This window comes from Parvibacter caecicola (assembly GCF_003725335.1).
In the GTDB taxonomy this organism is placed as follows: Bacteria; Actinomycetota; Coriobacteriia; order Coriobacteriales; family Eggerthellaceae; genus Parvibacter; species Parvibacter caecicola.
In genome coordinates this window covers 402948-427000 of sequence record NZ_QIBY01000001.1, presented here as the reverse complement: position 1 = coordinate 427000, position 24053 = coordinate 402948, and the positions used below count along the sequence as shown (strand labels likewise).

General features: G+C 64.3%; 23 protein-coding genes and 2 tRNA genes. 23 read left to right on the top strand and 2 right to left on the bottom strand.

Going from position 1 to position 24053, the window contains the following annotated elements; translation table 11 throughout:
* Nucleotides 1–100: 100 nt before the first annotated feature.
* The 6 genes from DMP11_RS01850 (at nucleotide 101) to DMP11_RS01825 (ending at nucleotide 3718) form a co-directional block, all read left to right on the top strand.
* Nucleotides 101–448 carry an SURF2 Surfeit locus protein 2 gene (locus tag DMP11_RS01850; protein ID WP_148041074.1) on the top strand — a complete coding sequence of 116 codons (348 nt, stop codon included), beginning with the start codon at nucleotides 101–103 and terminating at the stop codon, nucleotides 446–448.
* A gap of 38 nt (nucleotides 449–486) precedes the next feature.
* Nucleotides 487–1839: a histone-lysine N-methyltransferase gene (locus DMP11_RS01845; RefSeq protein WP_148041073.1), complete on the top strand. Its 1353-nt coding sequence runs from the start codon at nucleotides 487–489 to the stop codon at nucleotides 1837–1839.
* Nucleotides 1840–2041: 202 nt separating this feature from the next.
* Nucleotides 2042–2623 (top strand): translation initiation factor IF-3, encoded by a 582-nt coding sequence (gene infC / locus DMP11_RS01840; RefSeq protein ID WP_123184769.1) that lies wholly within the window; start codon nucleotides 2042–2044, stop codon nucleotides 2621–2623.
* Nucleotides 2616–2813, top strand: coding sequence for a 50S ribosomal protein L35 (rpmI, locus tag DMP11_RS01835; RefSeq protein WP_123184768.1), 198 nt, complete (start codon nucleotides 2616–2618; stop codon nucleotides 2811–2813). The genes infC and rpmI overlap by 8 nt, the downstream gene beginning before the upstream one ends.
* A 22-nt stretch (nucleotides 2814–2835) precedes the next feature.
* Nucleotides 2836–3186 (top strand): 50S ribosomal protein L20, encoded by a 351-nt coding sequence (gene rplT, locus DMP11_RS01830; protein ID WP_123184767.1) that lies wholly within the window; start codon nucleotides 2836–2838, stop codon nucleotides 3184–3186.
* A gap of 100 nt (nucleotides 3187–3286) precedes the next feature.
* Complete coding sequence (locus DMP11_RS01825) at nucleotides 3287–3718, top strand: GtrA family protein (protein ID WP_123184766.1); 432 nt, start codon at nucleotides 3287–3289, stop codon at nucleotides 3716–3718.
* Nucleotides 3719–3791: 73 nt separating this feature from the next.
* On the opposite strand, the gene DMP11_RS01820 is transcribed toward DMP11_RS01825, so the two are convergent.
* Complete coding sequence (locus DMP11_RS01820; protein WP_235869362.1) at nucleotides 3792–4796, bottom strand: glycosyltransferase family 2 protein; 1005 nt, start codon at nucleotides 4794–4796, stop codon at nucleotides 3792–3794.
* Between the two features lie 181 nt (nucleotides 4797–4977).
* On the opposite strand from DMP11_RS01820, the gene DMP11_RS01815 reads away from it, so the two are divergent.
* From DMP11_RS01815 to DMP11_RS01805, 3 genes are all read left to right on the top strand, one after another.
* A complete protein-coding gene (locus DMP11_RS01815) occupies nucleotides 4978–6399 on the top strand; it encodes a glycosyltransferase (protein ID WP_183621446.1) in 1422 nt (473 codons plus the stop codon).
* Nucleotides 6400–6537: 138 nt separating this feature from the next.
* The gene (locus tag DMP11_RS01810) at nucleotides 6538–6870 is read left to right on the top strand and encodes a NifB/NifX family molybdenum-iron cluster-binding protein (RefSeq protein ID WP_123184765.1); all 333 of its coding nucleotides are present in this window, start codon (nucleotides 6538–6540) and stop codon (nucleotides 6868–6870) included.
* Between the two features lie 104 nt (nucleotides 6871–6974).
* Nucleotides 6975–7049 (top strand) — tRNA-Glu (locus tag DMP11_RS01805).
* A gap of 72 nt (nucleotides 7050–7121) precedes the next feature.
* On the opposite strand, the gene DMP11_RS01800 is transcribed toward DMP11_RS01805, so the two are convergent.
* Nucleotides 7122–7197: transfer RNA gene (locus DMP11_RS01800), tRNA-Arg, on the bottom strand.
* A gap of 34 nt (nucleotides 7198–7231) precedes the next feature.
* On the opposite strand from DMP11_RS01800, the gene rlmD reads away from it, so the two are divergent.
* The 14 genes from rlmD to DMP11_RS01730 all read left to right on the top strand — a co-directional run bounded on the left by rlmD (nucleotide 7232) and on the right by DMP11_RS01730 (nucleotide 24053).
* Entirely contained in the window at nucleotides 7232–8551 is a 1320-nt protein-coding gene (gene rlmD, locus DMP11_RS01795) for a 23S rRNA (uracil(1939)-C(5))-methyltransferase RlmD (RefSeq protein ID WP_214646960.1), read from the top strand.
* Nucleotides 8552–8672: 121 nt separating this feature from the next.
* Complete coding sequence (locus tag DMP11_RS01790; protein ID WP_123184764.1) at nucleotides 8673–9194, top strand: peptidylprolyl isomerase; 522 nt, start codon at nucleotides 8673–8675, stop codon at nucleotides 9192–9194.
* 42 nt (nucleotides 9195–9236) lie between these two features.
* A complete protein-coding gene (locus tag DMP11_RS01785; RefSeq protein ID WP_123184763.1) occupies nucleotides 9237–10598 on the top strand; it encodes a tetratricopeptide repeat protein in 1362 nt (453 codons plus the stop codon).
* Nucleotides 10599–10683: 85 nt separating this feature from the next.
* A complete protein-coding gene (gene ndk / locus DMP11_RS01780; RefSeq protein WP_123184762.1) occupies nucleotides 10684–11088 on the top strand; it encodes a nucleoside-diphosphate kinase in 405 nt (134 codons plus the stop codon).
* 341 nt (nucleotides 11089–11429) lie between these two features.
* Nucleotides 11430–12050, top strand: a complete 621-nt coding sequence (locus DMP11_RS01775) for a YraN family protein (protein ID WP_214646962.1) — start codon at nucleotides 11430–11432, stop codon at nucleotides 12048–12050.
* A complete protein-coding gene (locus DMP11_RS01770; protein ID WP_123184760.1) occupies nucleotides 12047–13567 on the top strand; it encodes a YifB family Mg chelatase-like AAA ATPase in 1521 nt (506 codons plus the stop codon). The genes DMP11_RS01775 and DMP11_RS01770 overlap by 4 nt, the downstream gene beginning before the upstream one ends.
* Before the next feature lie 48 nt (nucleotides 13568–13615).
* A complete protein-coding gene (gene dprA / locus DMP11_RS01765) occupies nucleotides 13616–14557 on the top strand; it encodes a DNA-processing protein DprA (protein WP_123184759.1) in 942 nt (313 codons plus the stop codon).
* A 44-nt stretch (nucleotides 14558–14601) separates the two neighbouring features.
* Nucleotides 14602–16023 (top strand): methylenetetrahydrofolate--tRNA-(uracil(54)-C(5))-methyltransferase (FADH(2)-oxidizing) TrmFO, encoded by a 1422-nt coding sequence (gene trmFO, locus DMP11_RS01760; protein ID WP_123184758.1) that lies wholly within the window; start codon nucleotides 14602–14604, stop codon nucleotides 16021–16023.
* Nucleotides 16024–16026: 3 nt separating this feature from the next.
* Nucleotides 16027–16980 (top strand): tyrosine recombinase XerC, encoded by a 954-nt coding sequence (locus tag DMP11_RS01755; protein WP_123184757.1) that lies wholly within the window; start codon nucleotides 16027–16029, stop codon nucleotides 16978–16980.
* A gap of 484 nt (nucleotides 16981–17464) precedes the next feature.
* Nucleotides 17465–20344: an excinuclease ABC subunit UvrA gene (gene uvrA, locus DMP11_RS01750; protein WP_123184756.1), complete on the top strand. Its 2880-nt coding sequence runs from the start codon at nucleotides 17465–17467 to the stop codon at nucleotides 20342–20344.
* Between the two features lie 111 nt (nucleotides 20345–20455).
* Entirely contained in the window at nucleotides 20456–21202 is a 747-nt protein-coding gene (locus tag DMP11_RS01745) for a hypothetical protein (protein WP_123184755.1), read from the top strand.
* A 163-nt stretch (nucleotides 21203–21365) separates the two neighbouring features.
* Nucleotides 21366–22697 (top strand): NADP-specific glutamate dehydrogenase, encoded by a 1332-nt coding sequence (gene gdhA, locus DMP11_RS01740; RefSeq protein ID WP_123184754.1) that lies wholly within the window; start codon nucleotides 21366–21368, stop codon nucleotides 22695–22697.
* A 167-nt stretch (nucleotides 22698–22864) separates the two neighbouring features.
* Nucleotides 22865–23206: an HIRAN domain-containing protein gene (locus DMP11_RS01735; protein ID WP_123184753.1), complete on the top strand. Its 342-nt coding sequence runs from the start codon at nucleotides 22865–22867 to the stop codon at nucleotides 23204–23206.
* Nucleotides 23199–24053 carry a hypothetical protein gene (locus DMP11_RS01730; RefSeq protein WP_123184752.1) on the top strand — a complete coding sequence of 285 codons (855 nt, stop codon included), beginning with the start codon at nucleotides 23199–23201 and terminating at the stop codon, nucleotides 24051–24053. Before DMP11_RS01735 ends, DMP11_RS01730 begins: the two co-directional genes overlap by 8 nt.

Here is a 24053-nt window from a genome sequence, read left to right as displayed (position 1 = left end):
CAGCCCCAAAAGCTCCCGTTGCATGGGGATTTCCCGAAAAAAATGGAGCCGAAAAAGGGATTTCCGTATAATTTGGCCGTTAATGGAGAAAGGCGGCCCCATGGCTTCTGACAACAAGTTCTCGCATATTTCGGTCAATGCCGGCGACGATGACGTGGTGATCCACGCCGGAGCCCCGGCGGCTGTCGAAGCGGACGCGCAGCCGGTTGCCGAGGAGGTGGCGGCGGGGCAACCCGTTGCCGACGACGGCATTGCGGCAGATTTGCCCGAAGAGGACGCGCAGCCGGCGGCGGAAGCTGCGGCGCGCCCTGCCAAGGCCGCGTACCACGAAACCACCCTGGAGGATATCCAGGGCTCCAAGATGGGGGCTACGCAAAAGGTGGTCATCGCTCTGGCCGTTTTGCTGGTGGTGGCCATCGCGGTTTGGCAAGTGGCTTTCAACGGTTAAATGCAAAGGGGCGGCCGTCGCGCCAAGGCGGCCGTGCAATGAAAAAGGGGAATGCAATGGTTTCCGGCAATCCTTCTGGGGAAAACAAGAACACGCGCGAAGAGCGAGAGGCCCCCATGGGCCTTACCGAGGCGTTCGCGCCCGTGGCGGACAGCGCCGCGGCCGGTGCGCGCCATCACGGCCACGCCGCCGAGGAAGAGGGCAGCCCCATGGGGCTTACCCAGGCGTTCGCGCCGGTGGATGCCCGTCAGCACGGGGGCGACGAGGAAGAGGGCAGCCCGATGGGCCTCACCGAAGCCTTCGCCGCCGCCGACGGGGGCGAGGAGGAGCCGCGGCCCCGTGGCCGCCATGCCCGCCACGCCGCTGTCCCGGTGGATTTTGACAATGACGGGGACGAGGCGGAAGAGGCCCGGGAGGACACCGGCGATTTTCCGCCGGTAACCTTGGCCACTCTCACCGCCACCGACGAAGGGCGCGAGCTGTCGGCCGACCCTGAGAAGCTGACGCGGGCCCAGAAGAAGGCCCTCAAGCAGCAGCAGCGCGATGCCATCCCCGCTTACATGAAGAAGTCGCGACGCACCCGCCGTATCCTCACGGTTGTGGTGATCCTGCTCATTTTGCTGGCGGGCGCCGGCGTGTACTTCGTTTCGCAGCTGGTGACCGCCGTGGGGGACAGCGCGGTAGAGAAGGCCCAGGTGTCCCAGGACAATCAGGACGTCACCGCCATCGACAGCTCTACCGCCACCGACGCCTCTGCGGCTGAGAAAACCACCACCGTGCCCGACCTGGCCTCGCTTCTGGGCAAAACCTCCGAAGAGGCCGCTCAGCTGGTGGGCCGCGGTGCCACGGTGGCCATGGAGCGGGAAGTGAGCCAAGAAGGCAGCGCCATCGTGAAAGAGGTGCGCCTGTCCTTGAACGACGAACCGGCCGACGCCCGCATCGGCGTGCCCACGGTTTACCTGGGCCTGGACAGCAACGGCGCCGTGGTGCAGGCGGGCTATTCCGCTTCCACCTCTTCCCTGGGCTACGGATCGCTGAGCTTCGCCGACGCGGTGCAGTCGGAGCACCTGGTGGAGCGCACCCTGCAAGAGGCCGGGGCGAACGTGGAAGACGGCGCGGCGGTGCTGCCGGAGGACAGCTCGGTGTATTCCACCTACGGCCCCGACGGCGCCACCCTCACCCGCGAGTACTGCTCCTTCGGCGGCAGCGTGACGGTGGGGGATCAGGACTGCGTGTGGTCGGCCATCCTTTCCTACGACTACAACACCGCTAACGCCACCGGCAATTTGGCCGATACGGTGCGTACGGTGTACGTGTACCTGGATTCTCCGGCGGCCCAAGCGCCGGTTACCGCCGAAGAGCCGCCGGCCGAGGGCGAGGCAACTGAGTAAATTTGCCTAATCCCCTTGCGCGGGGCCTCTGGTTGCCCTATTATGCAAAGGCTGTTATTCAAGTGAGGCGAAAGCTTCCACCTGTTTCGGCGCCTGTTCGGCAGCTGATGGGTCCTTTGCATAAGGTTTAAACTGTGCAAACCCGTTGTGCTGTTGTGGCGCAACGGGTTTTTTAGTGCGCCGGCCACGGCGCAAGAAGGAGGTGAGCGCAATAGCCGCTCAAGAGCCCAGGCTCAACGACGAGATCACGGTTCGCGAATGCCGTCTGATCGACTTCGAGGGCAACCAGATGGGAGTGTTCTCCACCGCCCAGGCCAAGCGCATCGCTGAGGAGGCCGGTTACGATCTGGTGGAAATCGCCCCCAACGCAACGCCGCCCGTATGCCGCATCATGGACTACGGGAAGTTCAAGTACGATCAGGCCATCAAGGCCAAGCAGGCTCGCAAGAACCAGAGCAAGATCGAAATCAAAGAGATGAAGTTCCGTCCCAAAATCGACGTGGGCGACTACACCACCAAGAAGAAGCATGTGCTGCGCTTCCTGGAGGCGGGGAACAAGGTGAAGATTACCATCATGTTCCGCGGTCGTGAAATGGCCCACCCCGACCAGGGCCTTTCCATTCTGGAGCGCCTGGCCGACGATCTGAAGGACGTTGCGGTTATCGAGAACGCCCCGAAGATGGAGGGGCGCAACATGCACATGCTCATTGCTCCGCTGCCCGCTGCGGCGAAGAAAAAGAAGGATTCCAAGAAAGACGAAGGAAAGGACCAGCAAGATGCCTAAGATGAAGACGCACCGCGGCAGCGCCAAGCGTTTCCGGGTTACCGGTTCCGGCAAAATCATGCGCGCCAAGGCCTACAAGAGCCACATCCTCACCAAGAAGAGCCCTAAGCGCAAGCGCAACTTCCGCCACGAGACGGAGATTGCCGAAGCCGATAAGAAAGTTGTTGCCCGTAACCTTGGCCTTCGCTAGGCCCTTATAGGAGTGATAGATTATGCCTCGTGTAAAGCGCGCCCTTAACGCTCACAAGAAGCGCCGCACCGTCCTTTCCCGTGCCAAGGGTTACTACGGCGCAAAGTCCCGTTCTTACCGTGCCGCGAAAGAGCAGGTGCAGCATTCGCTTCAGTACGCCTACCGCGACCGCCGCAACAAGAAGCGCGAGATCCGTCGCCTGTGGATCACCCGCATCAACGCTGCCGCCCGCATCAACGGCCTGTCCTACAGCGTGTTCATGAACGGCCTGAAGAAGGCCGGCGTGCAGCTGGACCGCAAGGTGCTGGCCGACATGGCCGTGAACGACCCGGCCGCTTTCGCCGCCCTGGTGGAAGTTGCCAAGCAGGCCTAAGGCCATCGAGCGTTCGTTTTTCGCGGGGCGGGGGTGCATCCCTCGCCCCGTTACTTTTGTCTGAGGCCGGCCGGGCGCCGGCGCTTTTGGAAAGGGCCCCGTGAAGAGACTGATTGAACAGCTGCTGAAGTTCGGCGTGGTGGGAGTGCTGGCCTTCTTCATCGATTACGGCCTCATGGTGCTGCTCACCGAGGCGTTCTCGGTGGATTACCTGATAAGCGCCACTGTCTCGTTCGTGGTTTCGGTGGTGTTCAACTACCTGGCCTCGATGCGCTACGTGTTCCGCCATCGCGAAGGGCTCACCCGCCGCCGCGAGTTCGCCTTATTCGTGGTGCTGTCGGTGGTGGGGCTTCTTCTGAACGACGTCCTCATGTGGCTGGGCACCGATTTGGCCTCCATCGATTACCGCATCACCAAAATCGCCGTCACCTTCCTGGTGGCGGTGTATAACTTCGTAACCCGCAAAGTGTTCCTAGACGCGGGGGCCCAGGGGCCGGCCGAGCAGGGCAGTGAGACAGAGGGACAACCCTAATGTCTCATTGCCGGCAGGCGCCGGGATTGACGCAGGGCCAATGAGACATTAGGGTTGTCCCTCTGTCTCACTTCTAGCGCTCCAGCAGCCGCTCGGTTTCGTAGGCGGCGTACACGTTCAGTTCCCACAACTTTCGCGTGCTCTTGGCTACGGTGTCCAATATGAGCCCCGCGGTGAAGGAGAGGGCCCCGCACAGCACGAAGGCCACGGCCAGCACGGCGGAAGGCAGCCGTTCCACTCGTCCGGTATCGAAGTACTCGGCGATGACCGGCACGCCCGCCACTAGCCCCAGCACCACGAACAGCAGCGCCAAAAGGCCGAAGAAAGCTAGGGGCTTGTAGTCTTTGAACAGGCTGGCGATGGCCCGCAGCACCAAAATGCCGTCTCCCACGGTGGAAAGTTTCGACTGCGAGCCCTCGGGGCGATCGCGGTAGGCGATGGGCACGTCGCACACCCGCCAGCGCTTGTCCACCGCGTGGATGGAGATTTCCGTTTCAATTTGGAAGCCCTCGCTCACGATGGGCACGGTTTTCACGAAGGCGCGGTTCATGGCCCGGTAGCCGGTCATCACGTCTTCGAAACCGTAGCCGTACATGCGGCGGATCATCCAGCGCACCAGGTTGTTGCCGAAACCGTGGAAGGGACGCTCGTTCTCTTTCTGGTAGCTGCCGTTGGAGATGCGGTCGCCCACCGTCATGTCCGCCTCGTCTTGGGCCAAAGGACGCAAAAGCTCCGGCGCGCTTTCGGCTGGGTAGGTGTCGTCGCCGTCCACCATGAGGTAGTAGCGGGCCTCGATTTCGCGGAACATCTGGCGCACCACGTTGCCCTTGCCCTGGCGCGGCTCATGGGCCACGATGGCCCCCGCTTCCGCCGCCAAGCGGGCGGTGTCGTCGGAAGAGTTGTTGTCGTACACGTAAATCCGCGCCAGCGGCAGCACAGCGCGGAAATCGGCCACCACTTTGGCAATGGTGATTTCTTCGTTGTAACAGGGAATGAGAACGGCCACGTCCTGGCCTTTGAGCACTTCCTCAATGCGGGGGGCGTTGTCCGCGGGCGCCTGTCCGATGGCTTTCGACACCAAAGGCTCCTTCCTGTGCAGCATCTTCTCGAACCGGTAATTATAGGGGAAGCCGGCCGGGATGCCGGGCGGGCGGGGCAATCATGTAATCCGGTGTTGAGGAAGCGGCGGCGAGGGGGCGGTTTCGCGGGATAAATATGTTGATGTGGCCCCGCGCCCGCGCTTCGGGTAAGATTTCCCCATGGAAGAAATCGCACAGAACACGAGCAGCCCCGCGCCGGAGCCTTCGGGCCACCAGGCGGCGTGCGAAGAGCCCTTGGTGCTGGAGGCGCGCCTCGTGGCGGCGGGGGAGGAGGGCGGTGCGGACGCGCAGCCGGCCCCCTCGGTTGCCCTGGAGGCGCCGGTGGAACCGGGCAAGACCATCTTGGTGGTGCACGCCTCGGTGGGCTCGGGCCATCGCAGCGCCGCCAACGCCATCGCCGAAGCGCTGGGGGCCCTGCGGGAAGAGCCAGGCTTCTTCGAGCGCTACCCCCATATCCCGCGGGACTTCAAGGTGGAGGTGCTGGACATCCTGGAGTTCGGCCGCGTGGTGTTCGACGGCGACAAAACCGCGTCGCTGTTCATCGGGGCCACCCGCCCCTTCTATGACCTCACCTGGCGCTACGTGCTTACCGGCCGCCTCTTGTGGGGCGGGGGCACCATCTGGGGCCGCGTGAACTTCCCCAAGTTCACCCAGTACGTGGCCCGGGTGAAGCCGCTGGCGGTGGTGGCCACCCACATCACGGCCGCCAACACGGTGGTTTCCGCCCGTATGCTCACGGGACAGAAGTTTCCCTTGGTAAGCGTGCCCACCGATTACGAAACCGAGGGGCTGTGGCCCCATCTCTACAGCGATGTGTTCTGCGTGGCCAATGAGGCCATGGCCGAAACGCTGCGGGCGCGCAAAGTGGAAGAGCGGCGTATCGCCATCACCGGCCTGCCCACCCGCCCCACCTTCGGCGCGGCCCACGACCGCGAGAAGACGCGGGAGGAGTTCGGGCTTCCCCAGGACAGGCGGGTGGTGCTGGCGCTGGCGGGCGCCCGGCTGCCCAAACCCTACCAGCACTTCCGCGCTTCCATGGACGAGCTGATTCCCCATCTGCACAGTTTGGAGGGCTTCCACTTCGTCATCATCACCGGCGATTCCCCCGACTACACCCGCCATGTGGAAGATTTGGCGGAGGAATATTCCATCGACAATCTTACGGTGCTGGGTTATGTGGACAAGATGCCCGAGTTAATGGCCGCCTGCGATCTGGTCATTTGCAAATCGGGTGGCCTGATCACCACCGAGTGCTTGAACGCTCACGTGCCCATGATTTTACTGGGGCGCGCTTATGGGCAGGAGAAGGCCAACTTGCGCATGCTTACCGGCGTGGGAGCGGCGTTTTCCGCCACCACCGCCCGCGAGCTGTTTGACACGCTGCGCAGCATCCAGGACAATCCCGGCTCCATTCAGGCGGCTCTCATCAACGCCTCGCTTCTGCGGCACCCCGATGCGGCAAAGGATATTGCGCGGCGCACCCTTCAGCTGGCCGATCCGGCCGTGGAGCTGCCCACCCGTACCGGCGTGCGCCATTTCTTGCATTTCTATTGGGGCCATAAGCCGGCTCACGTGCGCTAGGCCGCGCCGTCGCTGGCCCGCGGGCAGCTATAGCCCCTTGGGCGCCTTTCGTTGCGTTCCCTCGCCCCGCTCACCGCCCCCTCGCCGCAAACCGCTGACGCAACCGCTAAGGTTTTACGCTGGAGAAAGAAGGTGTGAATGAAGATAGCTGTTGCATGCGAAGGCGGGGGAGTGGTTTCCTCCAAACCCGGCCATTGCTCCAGCTTCGTCTGCTACACCGTGGACAAGGGCATTGTGACCGATTGCCGGAACCTGCCCGTTTTTGACAACACCCCCCAGAAAGCGGCCGGCATTCTTAAGGCGCTGGGGCTAGACGCACTCATTGCGGCGGGGATTGACGACGAGCTGTCGCAGGATTTGTCCGATGGGCAGATTGAAGTGGTGCTGCGGGACGGCGGCGCGGTGCGCGAAGAGCTTGAGGATTACCTGAACTGCCTGATGAGCGGCGAAGAGGAAGATTACCTCGATTAGGCCCCCGTTGCTTCCCTGGTTCATTTCGCCGACGGGGGAAATTCTTCTTGCATTGGTGTTTGATATCTGCAAAAATAGACCAGCTGTCTTAAGGACAGCCATGTGTCCCCATAGTCTAGAGGTCAGGACGCGGCCCTTTCAAGGCTGAGACACGGGTTCGATTCCCGTTGGGGGCACCATATGAATAAAAAAGAAGAACCCGGTTGGGTTCTTCTTTTTTATTCGCCCATAATGGGCGCAGCAAGAAAAAATGGTGCCCTCGACAGGATTCGAACCTGCGGCTTTCTGCTCCGGAGGCAGACGCTCTATCCCCTGAGCTACGAGGGCGTACCGACCATTATAGTACAGAGAGGCATCTGTCGTGGCTGAAATTGTGCATATCGACCGAATGAGCTACGGTTCGGCCGCTGTGGGGCGGCTGAAGTCGGGCAAGACGGTGTTCGTGGAAGGGGCCGTTGCCGGCGACAACGTGGCCGTGGAGCTGGTTCAAGACAAGAAGACCTTTGCTCGCGCTCGGGTGTGCCAAATTGTAGATTCCTCCCCGCTGCGGGAGCAGCGGCCCGCGTGCCAGGCTGCTTGCAGCGGCTGCCCCTGGCGCATCCTTTCCTACGGGGCTCAGCTGGAGGCGAAGCGGGCCAACGTGGTGGACGCCCTGGTGAAAAACGGGAAGTTTCCCCGCGAGCGGGCCGAGCAGCTGGTAGCGGCCACAGTTCCCTCGAAGCGGGAGTGGGGCTACCGCAACAAGATTGAGCTGGGCTGCGGCACCGATGGCCGCGGCCTGCTCAGCCTGGGCTTTTATCAGGAGGGCGCTCATCAACTGGACCCGGTGGAGTGCTGTCCGGCGGCGGTGCGGCCGCTGCAGAAGCTTCCCCGCGCCCTTTCCGGCGCCTTGCGCTATGCCCTGGGAAGCGAAACCTGCGGGCTGTTTCGGGTGGGGGTCCGCGGCTCGGTGCGCACGAAGGACGTGGAAGTGGCGCTGTGGACCACCCCCGGCGCCTTTCCGCGGGCGGTGGCTTCCAAGACGCTGGCCAGCTCCTGCAAGCCCACCTCTTTGGTGCGGGTGATGGCCGATGAGGGGGCCGCTCGCAAGGTGAAGAAAGTGGAGGCGCTTTTCGGCAAGGGCTGCTGGGAGGAGCAGCTGGGCGACTTCCGCTTTCTGGTAAGCGCCCCGTCGTTTTTCCAGGTGAACACCGCCCAGGCGGAGCGGTTGGTGCAGCTGGTGCTGGAGGGGCTTGAAGTAGAGCCGGGCACTTACGTGGCCGACCTCTACGCTGGGGGCGGCACCTTCTCCATTCCCTTGGCCGCCGCCGGGGCCGATGTGGTGGCGGTGGAGGCGGCCGGCAGTTCGGTGCGGGACTTGCGCCGCAACGCCCAGCGGGCCGATGTGGAAGTGGAAGTGGTGGGGGGAGATACCGCCCGCGAGCTGCCGGAGCTGGGGGAGTTGGATGCCTTGGTGGTGGATCCGCCCCGCGCCGGCCTGGCGCCGGGGGTGGTGGACTCCATCGCCGCGGCCGGCCCGCAGAAGGTGGCCTACGTGAGCTGCGACCCCTTCACTTGGGCCCGGGACGTGGCGCTGCTGGAGAAAAGCGGTTACCAGCTGCACTCCGCCGTGCCGGTGGACCTGTTCCCCCAAACCTACCACGTTGAAACCGTCAGCATCTTTCGCCGCGCTATTCAGTGAAGATTGAGGGGGTTTTAGCCGGGGATTGGCAGGTAACTGCTAGAATTGAGCGGATGCGCTGACGGCGTTTGCGCGCCGGCGCCCATCAAGTGAGACGATTCCGATTTAAGGAGCGATGAAAATGGCCCTCTATACCCCGGCTTACCAGCCCACCGGCGAGGAGATCGCCGTCATCAAGACCAACAAGGGCACCATCCGTGTGCAGCTGGCTGGAAACGACGCCCCCATCCATGTGGGCAATTTCGTAGAACTGGCCACCAAGGGCTTCTACGACAACCTGAAGTTCCACCGCTACGTGCCCAACTTCGTCATTCAGGGCGGCGACCCCAACACTCGCGACGCCACTTCGCAGCAGGTGGCTTCCGGCGCCGGCCCCTTCGGCATGGGCGGCCCCGGCTACACTATCAAGCAGGAGTACACCACCAACCCCAACAACTCCCATGAGGACGGCGCGCTGGCCATGGCCCGCTCCCAGATGCCCGACTCCGCCGGTTCCCAGTTCTACCTGTGCCTGGGCCCCCAGCATTTCCTGGACCCCAACTACACGGTGTTCGGCCAAACCATCGAGGGCAAAGAGGTCATCGGCACCCTGCGTGCTGGCGACGTGATTGAGACCATCGAGATCGAGAACGCGGCCCAGTAACCCACTTTCGCGGGCAGTACCAGAGGCTAGGTAAGGAAATCCATGAACAAACAGCTCTTCGACTACGCTAACCGGCAATACCAGTTGAGGGACTACCCAACGGCGCTCATCGCTTTCACCGAGTGCCTGCAGGATGCCTCGGCCCCCCTTGCACCGGGCGAAACGGGGCTTTTGTATCATCAAATCGGCAACTGCCTCATCAAACTGAACAACCCCACCGAGGCCATTCAGGCCTACACCCAGGCCAGCGCCGACCCCCAGTACGCCGCCATTTCCACGGTGGAGTGCAATTTGGGTATGGCTTATGCGTCGCTGCGCGATTACGAGCACGCGGTGCGCTGCTTCAGGCTTTCCGTGGAGGAAGGGGGCAACGAAACCCCCTACAAGGCCTATATGGGCATGGGAAACGCCCTGATGAAACTGGGGAAGACCGCCGAAGCGGGCGTGGCGTTTCGCGAAGCGGCCCTGGACGAGGCCAACCCCGACGTTACCAAGGCACTGCTGAACCTGGGCCTGTGCTTCATGGCGCTGGACCGGCCGCTAGACGCCGTGGCCTCTTACGAGAGCGCGCTGCCGTTCGAGATGAAGCCGGCCACCAAGAACAAGCTGTACGCCAATCTGGGGCAGGCCTATGTGGCTGCTGGCAAGATGACTGAGGCGGTGGGAGCCTTTGAGGAGGCGCTGCGAGACAAGACTTATTTCCTCTCGGATGCCGCCAGCGTCGACTACCAGCGGGCCATCGGTGTGGTGGCCCAGGGGCAGGCGGACGCCACCCAGATGCTGCCGGTGGCGGATGTGTCTGGCTTGGACGTGGCCGCCGACGGCATGCCCATCGGCGATGGATTTGCCGGCGCACAGGACCCGTTCTATTACGACGACCTTCCCCAGGACGAAAATTTCCCCGGTTATCTGGGCATGTACGACAATGCCACCGACGGCCAGGATCACTTCTTCAACTCCACCGATAAAGAGATCGAGCAGTGGTCAAAGGGCATTGCGAAGAAAGACCGCAAGCGCCGCAACGTGGGACTGAAGATTGCGGTGGCCTTCATCGTGGTGGTCATCTTGGCCGCGGCGGCGTTGGTGTTCGCCTACACCCAGGGCTACGGGTACCCCACTCAGGAGATGGTGGCCAAAGAGCTGTTCGCCGATCCTTCTGCGGCGGCCGACAGTCTGTTCTCCGGCGCCACCTCGCCCGAGAACGCCAAAACCATGACCGAATTCGTGGCGGCCGACCCGGATGCCCGGGTGGATGGCGTGAACCGCTCCATGACCGAATCGGAGGTGTTCGTGACGGCCACCACCGACGAAGGGGGGCAGGTCACGTACCGCGTTTCCATGGTGCGCGACCTGGCCAGTTGGAAGATTTCCAACGTGGAGCTGTACTTCGCCAGCCAAAGCTAGCGGCTGTTTTTTGTTGAAAACGCGGCCACTGCGTAGGAAGTGGCGGTCCGGACCATCCGGGCGAAAACCGATTGAAGGAGAACGAATGACTGTTCAGAAGACCTACTCCATGATCAAGCCCGACGGTGTGCGCAACGGCCACATTGGCGAGATTGTGAACCGCTTCGAGCGCGCCGGCCTGAAGATCGAGCGTATGGAGCTGGGCATGGTTACCCCCGAGCAGGCGAAGGCCAACTACGCCGAGCACGAGGGCAAGCCTTTCTACGAGGGCCTCATTTCCTACATCACCTCCGGCCCGGTGGTGAAGATGGTCATCTCCGGCGAGGGCGCCGTGGCTAAGTGCCGCTCCCTCATGGGCGCCACCAATCCGGCGGATGCCGCCCCTGGCACCATCCGCGGCGACTTCGGCCTGATCATGGACGAGAACGTGATCCATGGCTCCGACAGCCCCGAGTCGGCGGAGCGCGAGATTTCCATTTTCTTCGCCTAGGAATTTTCCCCGCGCGCTTCGGCGCGACGGTTGGAAAGCGGACGCCCGGTCTTCTGACCGGGCGTTTTTTATGGCGCAGGGGGTGTCGGAGGAGGGTTGACGCCGCCATGGCGCCGCGGCGGCGATGCGGCGGCGCATCGGGGAGGGGACGGTGGCGAATTCGCGACGTTTTGGCGATGGGACCGCGTTGGGCGCACTCGCCCGCGCGGGGAACGGGACGGGCGCCGATGCGGACGATTTGTGTCGTGGCGCCGTCATCGTGGGGTCGCGTTGATGGCCGTTTGGCGCCCTGTTGGCGATTGCGGAACCTAATATGCTCTCCAACGAGAGAGAGGATGACTATGGATATGCCCATACGGCCGAAAAGCGGCGACGGTACCGGATGTTCCAGCGAAGGGGGCGTGCCCATGGGGGCGGTGCCCATTCCCCCCGATTGCGCGGCGAAGGCCTTTCCCTATTTAGTGGCGGCGGGAAACGTGCCGCACCGCCCTGGCGCGCTCGGCGATTCAAAAGAAGAGTTTCTGGGCGCCGGCGAGGGGCCAGAGGAAGAGCCCATCGATTGGGAGCCTCTCCCCGATGAGGAGGACGTGCCCAAAGGGGTGCGCAACAAGCAGCTGGGGGCGAAGGGGGAGGAGGCGGCCTGTCGCTTTCTGCATCGCCATGGTTATGTGATTCTGGAGCGCAACTGGAGCTGCGTTGCCGGCGAGGCGGACATCATATGCCTCGGGGACAGTAGCTTGGTGTTCGTGGAAGTGAAAACGCGCCGAAGCGAAGCCAAGGGGTTTCCCTCCGAAGCGGTTTCCCGCAAGAAGCGGCAGCGCTACGAGCGCATTGCCCTGTGCTACCTCAAGGAATCCGATTTGGTGGACATCGATGTGCGCTTCGACGTGGTGTCGGTCATTGCGCTGGGGCATTCGCGGGCGTTTATCCGCCATGACATCGGCGCTTTTCAAACCCCATGAGCGGGCGTTACGGCCAGTGCGTGGTGAAAAGCGCGGCGCTTCGGGGCGTGGAGGCCTATCCGGTGGATGTGGAGGTGGTGGTGTCGACGGGGCTGCCCGGCGTAACCGTGGTGGGCATGGCTGATGCGGCAGTTCACGAATCGCGAGAGCGGGTGCGCGCGGCGTTGCGCGCCTGCGGGTTCACCATGCCCACGGACAAAGTGGTGGTGAACCTGGCGCCGTCGTCGCTGAAGAAGACCGGTGCCGGCTTCGACTTGCCGATTGCGCTGGGCATTTTGCAGGCCACTGGCCAGCTGGATCCGGCGCTGACGGAAAACCGCTTGTTCGTGGGCGAGCTGTCGCTGGAGGGCGGTTTGAGGGAAGTGGCCGGCACGTTGGCCTTCGGCATCTGCGCCCTGCGCCACGGACTGGGGCTGGTCGCAGCGGCTGGCGCGCCGCAAGTGCCGCTGGAGGGGCTGGAGCAGCTTTCCCTGGCCCGCATCGGCGCCTTGCACCCTGGCGGAGAGGGGTTGGTGCCCGTGCGCGGCGCGCCGCCGGGGCGCTGCGCGGTGGAAGCGCTGGATTACTCCGACATAGCCGGGCACGAGGTGGCGAAGCGGGCGTTGCAGATTGCGGCGGCGGGGCGTCACGGCCTTTTGATGATGGGGCCGCCGGGCTCCGGGAAAACCATGTTGGCCTCGCGCATGGCCACTATCTTGCCGCCCCTTACCGAGGAGGAAAAACTGGAGAGCGCCGTCGTTCATTCGGTGGCGGGAGAGCCCACCGACGCCATTCTTTCCGGAGCGCGTCCCTTTCGCAGCCCCCATCACAGCGCAAGCCAAGCGGGGTTGGTGGGCGGGGGCACGCCGGTGCGGCCAGGGGAGATCTCCCTTGCCCATCACGGCATATTGTTCCTAGACGAGCTGGCCGAGTTCAAAAGTTCGGTGCTGCAGAGCATCCGCCAGCCCATGGAATCGGGCTGCGCTTGCATAACGAGGGCCGATGGCAATGTGGTGCTGCCGGCCGATTTCATGCTGCTGGCGGCATCGAACCCTTGCCCGTGCGGCTACCTGGGAGATGCGGAGCATGCCTGCAAGTGCACCGATTTGCAGGTGAAAACCTACCAAGGGCGCATCGGCGGCCCCATTCTCGACCGCATCAGCATTCATCTGGACATTCCGCGCCTGCCGCCCTCGGCGGTGCTTTCCACCGGCAGCGGCACATCGTCGGCGCAGCTGCGCGACGGCGTGCTGGCGGCGCGGGAGTACGCGTCTTGGCGCAACGCGACGGCGGGGCGGCCCGGTACGGGGGCGCGGATGCGGGCCCCCGATTTGGTGGCGGCCTGCCGCATGGACGGCGTCACGCAGGCATTTTTGGAGGAGATGGCGCAAACCTGCGCCATGAGCGGCCGTTCCATCATGGGGCTGCTGTCCGTGGCCCGCACCATCGCCGACATGGAACAGCGCCCCGCTGTCGTCCGCGATCATTTGGCGGAAGCGTTGGGGTTTCGGTTACGCGAAGGGGTGGGAAACCTGTGAGCGGCGGGCGGTGGCCCCGGCGGGCCTCAGACGGAAAGGGGAGGGCTTGTGACAAACGGTAAGGTGCTGGCGGGGCCGCGCTTTGTGCTCGGCCGCGCGGATGCGGGCTATCCTGTTGCGTTGCGGGACGTGCCGCGTCCACCGGAGGTGATCTACGGGGTGGGGAACCCGGGGGCGCTGACGGCGGGTTTGGCGGTGGTGGGGGCTCGGAAGGCCACCCCTTATGGGCGCGGGTGCGCGCGGAGATTCGCCGGCCGAGCTGCAGAGGCCGGGGTGACCATCGTCTCTGGCGGCGCGCGGGGCTGCGACAGCGAAGCCCATCGGGCGGCGTTGGCGGCCGGGACGCCTACGGTGGCAGTGCTGGGCGGGGGAGTGGACCGGCTGTACCCTGCCGAGAACCGGGAGCTGTTCCAGCAGATAGTGGACAGCGGCGGAGCGGTGATATCCGAGCACGAATGGGGTTTCGCCCCGTTGCGGGCCACGTTCCGGGAGCGCAACCGCATCATCGCCGGACTGGGGCTCGCGTGCCTCATCGTGGAGGCGGGGCTGCCGTCCGGCACTTTCTCCACCGCAGATGAGGCGCTGGCGGCGGGGCGCGAGGTGTGGGCGGTGCCGGGCGCCATCACGTCTTTCAGCTCACGGGGGGCCAACCGCCTCGTGTACCAGGGGGCGGTGCCCATAGTGGACGATGACGCCTTCGACGACAGCCTGCTCTCGCTCTTCGGATGCTTGAAGCAGGAAGTGGCGCGCGGGGAAAGCGCCGCCGCGTCCGTTGCCGCTACCCCCGAGGAGCGCGCTCGGGAGAGCCTGGCCCTGGCCCTGGCGGCCGAGTGCTGTTCCACTGAGCAGCTGGTGGGGCTAGTGGGCCAGTGGCTGCCGGGGGTGGCCCCGCTGCCCTGGCTCATGACCGAGATCGCCGCGCTCCAGCGCCGGGGCATCGTCTGCCAATACCCCGACGGCCGCTTTGGCCCCCGCATCCCCGACCGCTAATCCATGACAGGGGGACGGGGCGGGGTTGTGGTAAGCTTCTCGCCATGGAAAAGAGAACTCATATCGCCATTGTGGGGGCAGGGCTGGCTGGCAGCGAAGCGGCGCTGCAGTTGGCCGGACGCGGGGTGGAAGTAACCCTGTTCGAGATGCGCCCTGTGCGAAAAACCCCTGTTCACAAGACTTCTTTCGCGGCCGAGTTGGTGTGTTCCAATTCGCTGAAGGGCATGAAGCGCGACAGTGCGGCCGGCATGCTGAAGGCGGAGCTGGCTTTCCTGGGTTCCCGGCTTTTGGAAACCGCACGGCGCCATTCGGTGGCGGCGGGCGGGGCGTTGGCGGTGGACCGCGACCAGTTCGCCGCCGATGTGACCCGCGCGCTGGAAGAAGAGCCGCTGGTGCATCTGGTGCGGGAAGAGGTGGCAGGCCTTGCCCCGCTGGCGGAGCGCTTTGATGGCATCGTGCTGGCCACGGGGCCGCTCACTTCCGATGCCCTGGCCGAAGAGCTGCAACGGCTCACCGGCACCGAGGCGTTGGCGTTTTTCGATGCCGCGGCCCCCATCGTGATGGCGGACTCCCTGGACATGGGCAAGCTGGTGCGCCAGAGCCGCTACGAAGAAGGCGCCGGCGACTACCTGAACGCGTTTTTCTCCCGCGACCAGTACGAGCATTTCATCGACGAGCTGCTGGCGGCCCAGCGGGTGGTGGCCAAAGATTTCGAATCGAAGGATCTCTTCCAGGCATGCCAGCCCATCGAGGAAGTGGCGCGGGCTGGCCGCGATGCCCCCCGTTTCGGCACCTGCAAGCCGGTGGGGCTGGTGGATCCGGAAACCGGGAGGCGCCCGTGGGCCGCGGTGCAGCTGCGGGCCGAGAACGCCGAGGGAACTTGTTATAACCTGGTGGGATTTCAGACCAATCTCACCTTCCCCGAGCAAAAGCGGGTGTTTTCCCTGGTGCCGGGCTTAGAGCATGCCGACTTCGCCCGTTTTGGCGTGATGCACCGCAACACCTTCATCGATGCTCCCCGCCTGCTGGAAGGCAGCGGCCGCATGGTTGGGGGCAGTGTCGGAAGCATGCCCGTGCCCTTGTGGGTAGCGGGCCAGCTGGCGGGCACCGAGGGCTATTGCGAAGCGGTGCGCTTGGGGCTGCACTGCGCCCTGTCCGTTGCCGCTTGGGCGCGGGGCGCGGCCCCGGTGCCGCTGCCGCCCACCACGGCGTTCGGGGCGCTGATGGCCTACGCCACCAGCCCCGCTACGGAAAACTACCAGCCCATGCACGTGAACTTCGGCCTGATGCCGCCGTTGGAGAATCCAGTGAAGCAGAAGCGGGAGCGCTACGGGCAGTTCGCCCGGCGCGGCGCGGCGGCGCTGCGGGCCTACGGGGGCGCGCTTGTGGAAGCCGGGCTTTTGTCCCCGCGGCAACGGGAAGCGGGGGCCGAGGCGGCCGAGCCGTTTCTGCCCGAGGAAGGCTAGGCCATGGAGCCCACTGAGCCCATCGAAGAGGACAAGCAGCTGCCGGGCTACGACAAAGTGGCGGCCTATCTGGGGCAATTGGAGGCGGGGCGGCGGGTTTCCCCCAACACCCTAGCGGCGAAGCGGGCCGATCTGTTGGCCTACTTGCGCTGGGCCCAGCGCCAACAGCTGAGCCCCTTCGACACCACTCACAAGCGGTTGCGGCTGTACCTGGCCGATATGGACCGCGCCCAATACGCGAAAAGCACCATGAACCGTCGCCTTTCATCCCTCAAGGGCATGTTCCGCTGGCTGTCCGAGCAGGATTCCTCCCGCGAAGACCCGGCTTCGGTACTTTCGGGCCCCAAGCTGCCCAAACGGTTGCCCCACGCCCTGCGCCAAACGGAAACCGAGGCGCTGCTGGCGGTGAACCGCCAGCTCATCGACGACGACCCGGCCAATGCCCGCGCCCTGCGCAACCAGGCCTTCTTGGAAATGGTATACGGCTGCGGCCTGCGCATTTCCGAGGCGGCGGGGCTGGCGCTTACATCGGTGAGCTTCGAGGGCGGCACGGTGAAAGTGCTGGGAAAGGGGTCGAAGGAGCGCATTGTGCCGGTGTACCCGCTGGCGCTGGAAACCTTGGCCCGTTACCTGCAGAGCGGTCGTCCCCAGCTGGCGGAAAAAGCCCAGAGGGGAGAGCGCGCCCTGTTTCTCTCCAGCCGCGGCCGCCCGATGTCTGCCAACGCCTTGCGCCTGGTGTTCAACGAGGCGAAGCAGGCGGCCGGCCTTCCTGATCATTACACCCCCCACGACCTGCGCCACGCCTTCGCCACCGATCTGCTCACCGGCGGCGCCGACTTGCGCAGCGTGCAGGAGCTGCTGGGCCATTCCAGCCTCTCCACTACCCAGGTGTACACCCACATTACTCCCGATCACATCGCCGAGGTGTACCGCCGCGCCCATCCCCGCGCCCAATAGCGGCGCTTCGGGGGGGGGGATTCCTTCGCCCCGGTAACGGAATTCACGGCTTTTTAGCGGTCTGCGCTCGGCGCTTTTACATCGGGCCGCTGCACCTCCACGGCTTCTGCGCCCGTGACACACTGATGGTCGAGCAATGGGCGCAGCCTGTGCGCACCTCGCCGACAAAAGGAGGTAGCCATGAGCCGGAAAAAAGCGAAGATCCTGTTTTGGGGTGCCCTGGTGGTGCTGTGCTACATCCCCTTCTTCCTGTAAGGGAAAGATATCCGTTGCGCTCTCTTTAAGCGAGGGGTTCTCTGCGCCCTGCGGCTGGCCTGTTGCCGCTTCTCTGTGATAATTATTTGAAAAGCGAACATAAGTTCCCAAATTATGATCTATTATGGTTGCCCTGCGGTAGAATCTACCGAAAATGGTCAATCGCCGGCTGCGCGGCCGGCGCCGTACCCGCATGCGCGGGCCTTTAGTTTGTTCAGGAGCATAGCCAATGGGCCAAAGCGAAATCGTCATCAAGGGTGCGCGCGAGCACAATCTGAAAGACATCGACCTCACCATTCCCCGCGACCAGCTGGTGGTGATCACGGGCCTTTCCGGTTCCGGCAAGTCGTCTCTGGCCTTCGACACCATGTACGCCGAGGGGCAACGCCGCTATGTGGAAAGCCTCTCCAGCTATGCCCGCATGTTCTTGGGGCAGATGTCCAAGCCCGACCTCGACTCTATCGACGGCCTGTCGCCGGCGGTTTCCATCGACCAGAAGACCACCTCGAAAAACCCCCGATCCACGGTGGGCACCACCACTGAAATCTACGACTACCTGCGTCTGCTGTTCGCCCGCGTGGGCGTTCCCCATTGTCCCGAGTGCGGCCGTGAGATCAAGAAGCAGACCACCGACCAGGTAACCGACGAGGTGCTCTCGTTGGCAGAAGAGGGGCGCAAGGCGGTCATTTTGGCTCCGGTGGTGAGCGGCCGCAAGGGCGAGTTCACCAAGCTTTTCGCCGATCTGCAGAAAGAGGGCTTCACCCGCGTGCGGGTGGATGGCGAGATGATGCGCCTTGAAGGGGAGCCGTTAACGCTGGACAAGAAGTACAAGCACTTCATCGACGTGGTGGTGGATCGCGTGGTGCTGAAGGCTTCGGCCACCAGCCGCATCGCCGAAGCGGTGGAGCTGGCCACCAAGCTGGCCGAAGGGCGGGTGCTGGTGCAGCTGATGGGGCCTGACGGCAAGCCCTTGGCTCAGGACGCCCCCACTTCCTCGGGTGCCACCGGTGGCTTGCGGGAAGGGGAGTACCTGTTCTCGCTGGCACTGGCTTGCCCCGTGCACGGCCACTCCATGGACGAGCTGCAGCCACGGGACTTCTCCTTCAACGCCCCTTACGGCGCCTGTCCCGATTGCTTGGGCATCGGCAGTCGCGATGAGGTGGACGCCTCGCTGGTGGTGCCCGATCCATCCCTCTCTATCGCCGAGGGTGCCATTGCGCCGTTTCGCAGTGGGAATTACTACCCGCAGATTCTTGCGGCAGTAGTGGCCCATCTGGGTGCTTCCGCCGATACGCCATGGGAGGATTTGCCCCGCAGCGTGCAGAAAGGGGTGTTGGAGGGCCTGGGCGATCAAAAGATCCGGGTGGACTACACCACGGTGGACGGCCGGGAAACCTATTGGTTCATCCAGTGGGAAGGGGCGTTGGCCGCGGTGTCGCGCCGCTATTCCGAAGCCCAGAGCGATGCCCAGCGCGAAAAGCTGGGGGCCTATTTCGCCACGGTTCCCTGCCCCACCTGCAAGGGGCGGCGGCTGAAGCCGGAGATTCTCGCGGTAACGGTGAACGGCAAGTCCATCCACGACGTCACCGAGCTTTCGGCGGTGGACGCGCTGGAGTTCTTCGAAGGGCTGCGCTTCGCCGGCCAAGACGGCTTCATCGCCAACCCCATCGTGAAGGAAATCGTGGCGCGGCTGCGGTTTTTGGTGGACGTGGGGTTGGATTACCTCACTCTGGAGCGGGCCACTGCCACTTTGTCCGGCGGCGAGGCTCAGCGCATCCGGCTGGCCACTCAAATCGGCGCCGGGTTGATGGGGGTGCTCTACATTTTGGACGAGCCCTCCATCGGCCTGCATCAGCGTGACAACGAGCGGCTGATCGCCACCTTGGAGCACCTGCGGGATTTGGGCAACACGGTGGTGGTGGTGGAGCACGACGAGGACACCATCCGCGCCGCCGATTATGTGGTGGACATGGGGCCCGGCGCCGGCGAGCACGGGGGCCATGTGGTGGCCGCCGGCACGCCGGCCCAGGTGATGGCCCAGGAGGGCTCGCTCACGGCCGACTACCTGTCCGGCCGCCGCTCCATCGCGGTGCCGCAGCAGCGCCGCAATCCCAAGAAGGGCACCCTCACCCTCACCGGCGCCACCGAGAACAACCTGAAGAACGTGACGCTGAAGGTGCCGCTGGGAACGCTGACGGTGGTCACCGGCGTCAGCGGTTCGGGGAAGAGCTCCCTTATCACCGACACGCTGGCCCCGGCGCTGGCCAACCGGCTGAACCACGCCCACAAGCGCACGGGCCCCTACCGCAAGATCACCGGCCTGGAACATCTGGACAAAGTGATCAACATCGACCAGAGCCCCATCGGCCGCACGCCGCGCTCGAACCCCGCCACCTACATCGGCCTCTGGGACGACATCCGCGCCCTGTTCGCCTCCACCCAAGAGTCGAAGGCGCGCGGCTACTCGCCTGGGCGCTTCTCCTTCAACGTGAGCGGCGGCCGCTGTGAAGCCTGCAAGGGCGATGGCCAAATCAAGATAGAGATGCACTTCCTGCCCGACATCTACGTGCCCTGCGAGGTGTGCAACGGCCAGCGCTACAACCGAGAAACCCTGCAGGTCACCTACCGCGGCAAGAACATATCCGAAGTGCTGGACATGACGGTGGAGGACGCACTGGCGTTTTTCGAGAACATCCCCGGCATCAAGCGCAAGCTGCAAACCCTGTTCGACGTGGGGCTGGGCTATATCCGCCTGGGGCAGCCGGCCACCACGCTTTCCGGCGGCGAGGCGCAGCGGGTGAAGCTGGCCAGCGAACTGCAGAAGCGCTCCACGGGCAAAACCTTCTACATCCTGGACGAGCCCACCACCGGCCTTCACTTCGAGGATGTGCGCCAGCTTCTGGAGGTGCTGCAGCGACTGGTGTCGTCTGGCAACACGGTGCTGGTAATCGAGCACAACCTGGACGTGGTGAAAAGCGCCGATCACATTGTGGATTTGGGGCCCGAAGGGGGCGACCGCGGCGGCACTATCATCGCCCAGGGCACGCCCGAGCAGGTGGCGAAGGTGGAGGCCAGCCACACCGGCCGCTTCATCAAGCGCATGTTGTAGGCGGCGCGGGACGGCGCGGGCCGCTCGGCCCTGTAATGGAGCGTTAAGGTTCATGGGGGATGACCGGGGCGCGCCCGCAGCGCCGCCATATGCGCTACAATCACAGCTCCCATGAAAATCACCCGCGAGAAAATAGCGCTGCTCATCTTCGCCGCCCTGCTGGCCGTTGTGGCCGCGGCCTCGGTGAGCTATTTCTTCACCAGCCGCAACTTCAACGTGGCCGCCAGCTACGTGGACGACCAGGTGGGTTCGATGGAGGACTACACCGTGGTGGTGTACAACGGCACGGTGGAGCCGCAGGAGGAATCCGACGCCGCAGATACGGCCGCCCCCTGGATGGGCAACGGCGCCCCGGCCGGCCAGGAGGGGACCGACGCCCAGGTGGAAGAGGGGCGTAAAATCCTGGAGCTGGGAGAGGCCGAGGACGGCTTGGGCCATAAGGTTTACCTGTCGGACGTGAACGACCTTTACCGGGAAAAGGGCGCCTCGGTGCTCTCCTTGAACCTTACCAAGGCCGGCCAGTACGAAGAGCCTCAACTGTTCACGGTGGGGGAGCGGAAAATCGGAGTGCTCGAAGTTTCTGCTTACGTGTCGGAGCGCAAGCTGAAGAAGCTGGCGGACGGGTTGCGCGAGAGGGGGGCGTCGTCGGTTGTCTGCATCGCGCGCACCACGGTGCTGCTGGCGTCTCCGGCCAGCGTGGACGTGCTCATCGTCACTGGCCCCGAGAAGGATTTGAGCATTGACGGCGGCTTCGTGGACGGCACCTTCGTGGTGCGCACGCCGGACGTGGGCAGCGTGGGGGCCTTGGTCATCAATCACGCGAACGTGGTTTCGGCCCGCGTCATTTCCCCCGAATAGCGCCGGGTTCGCAGCGCTGTCGACTCGTTTGCCGCCGCGACCGCCCGCTGGTGAAACGCTTTGTTTCGGGCATATTAAAAAAACCGCGCCCCGCGCACCCTCCTTCCTATAATGCCCCCTGCAGGCGAAAACGCCCCCTCTATCCAATTACAGGAGGTCGAAAGTGAGCTATACAGAGCGCGTCATCGAGCAGGTCAAGGCCAAAAATGCCGAGCAACCCGAGTTCATTCAGGCGGTAACCGAGGTGCTGGAATCGCTTCAGCCGGTGATCGAGGCCCATCCCGAATACGAGGCCGCCAGCCTCCTGGAGCGCATCGTGGAGCCGGAGCGCGTGGTGATGTTCCGCGTACCGTGGGTGGACGACGACGGCAAGGTGCAGGTGAACCGTGGTTTCCGCGTGCAGTTCAACAGCGCCATCGGCCCCTACAAGGGCGGCCTGCGCTTCCATCCTTCCGTCAACCTGGGCATCATCAAGTTCCTGGGCTTCGAGCAGATTTTCAAGAACTCCCTCACCACGCTGCCCATGGGGGGTGGCAAGGGCGGTTGCGACTTCGACCCCAAGGGCAAGTCTGACATGGAGGTGATGCGCTTCTGCCAGTCGTTCATGACCGAACTGGCCCGCCATATCGGCGCTGACACCGACGTGCCCGCCGGCGACATCGGCGTGGGCGGCCGCGAGATCGGCTACATGTTCGGCCAGTACAAGAAGATCAAGGACGTTTTCGAGGGCGTGCTTACCGGCAAGGGGCTGTCTTACGGCGGTTCGCTGGCCCGCACCCAGGCCACCGGCTACGGCTTGGTGTACATCGTGGAGGAGTACCTGAAGTGCAACGGCGATAGCTTCCAGGGCAAGACGGTGGACATCTCCGGCTCTGGCAACGTGGCCATCTACGCGGCCGAGAAGGCACAGCAGCTGGGGGCCAAGGTGGTAACCATGTCCGATTCCACCGGCTGGATCTACGATGAGAACGGCATTGACATCGCCCTTATCAAGCAGGTGAAGGAAGTGGAGCGCGCCCGCATCTCCGAGTACGCCGCCCGCCGCGAGGGCGTGGTGTACCACGAGGGCCGCGGCGTATGGGCCATCCCCTGCGACATCGCGCTGCCCTGCGCCACCCAAAACGAGCTGCATCTGGAAGACGCCCAGAGCCTGGTGGCCAACGGCGCCAAGGTGGTGGCCGAGGGCGCCAACATGCCCACCACGCTGGACGCCACCGTTTACCTGCAGCAGCAGGGCGTGGTGTTCCTGCCCGGCAAGGCCGCCAACGCCGGTGGCGTGGCCACCTCCGGCCTTGAGATGTCCCAGAACTCCGAGCGCCTCTCCTGGACCTTCGAGGAAGTGGATGCCAAGCTGAAGGACATTATGGTGTCCATCTTCCACGCCATCGACGACGCCTCCCGCCGTTACGGCCATGAGGGCAACTACGTGATGGGCGCCAACATCGCCGGCTTCGAGAAGGTGGCCGACGCCATGATGGCCCAGGGCATCGTGTAGCATCTGCTTCCGCAAACGCGTGCATGCAAGGGCGGGGCGGCTTGGCCGTTCCGCCCTTTTCTCTTTTCGGGCGATTGTTTCTTTAACTGTACCAAAAGAGGGACACATGAAATGCTGTCGGCAGTCATACTGCACTCAACAGGCACAGCAAGCGAAAGGCAGCAGAAATGGATTACCCCGCACACGCCAAACCAAACAGAGCCGTGGTCATCGTGGAAGAGACGAAGGTGGCCGGGCTGTTCCACAACCCCGACGCCAAGCGGTTGGCCGCCGAGCTTTTCGAGGGCCAGCAGCTGCGGCTGGAGCGGGACTATCGCAACCCCTATGATCGTTGGGCCATGGCGGTGAAATGCCCCGACGGCGAAGTGCTGGGCTATGTGTCCTGCGATGTGGCCGAGGTGGTGGGGCGCCTTTCCGAGGGCGGCCGGTGCCTTCACGGCGAAGTGCTGAGCGCAGAGGGGCTTCGGCAAGGGGCCCGGGTGTCGATGGCGGTGGTGCTGGATGACTAGCACGGCAACGGCGCCGGTGCCGGCAATGGTGAGGCTTTCGGCGGGCCTGCTGGGAAACCCCAGCTTCCGTCGCGCTTTCGGCGGGTTCAAGGGCACCCGCGCCCGCCTTCAAGGGGCGCAGCCTACGGGGCCCCAGCCTGGCCGCAATGGAGTCTATCGCTTGGACAAGCCGGGAAAGCCGGGAAAGCTGCCGCGCATTTGGCTTACCGAGCCGGGCCCAGAGGGGCGCGAATACTGCGCGGTGTACCCTTCGGGTCCCGACAAAGGGGGCTTGAAGGCCGAAGAACTGGGGGAGCGCTGTTTCGCCGAGGGGCTGTCGGCGGCAGCGGTGGCCGACGGGGCCCTGCGCATCCAGTGCTTCCAAGCAGCTGAGATATGCTTTCTGCATGCGGCCACGCGGGGCAACACGCGGGCCAAGGTGCGCTTGGCGGTTATCTACCGCGACGATCTGTGCTGCGGCGGCTCGTGGTTCCTGGGGCGGCATCCGCGGCGCACTTTGGCGGCGCGGGCTTCGGCGCTTCTGCGGGAAGCGGCGGGCGAGGGGTCGGCTGAGGCTTGCTGGCTTCTGGCGGACGCGGAAGGGGTGTCGCGCTATTGGGCGCTCCGGGCGGTAAAGCTGGCCGGCGCCGATGAGTGGCAGCAGGGGAGCGCCTGGCTGCGCTTCGCCCGCGCGGCGGAAGCGCAAGCGCAGGACTTGGCCGGCATCGCCCTGGCCCAGGAGAGCTACGGCCGCGCCGCCCGCGCCCTCGGCGCCTGCGTGACGGAGGGGAACTGGCATGCTAAGCGTTTCGCCGCCGAAGCCGAAGCCAGTCGCCGCCGGATGGAGCAAGAGCTCTTCTGGGCCTGA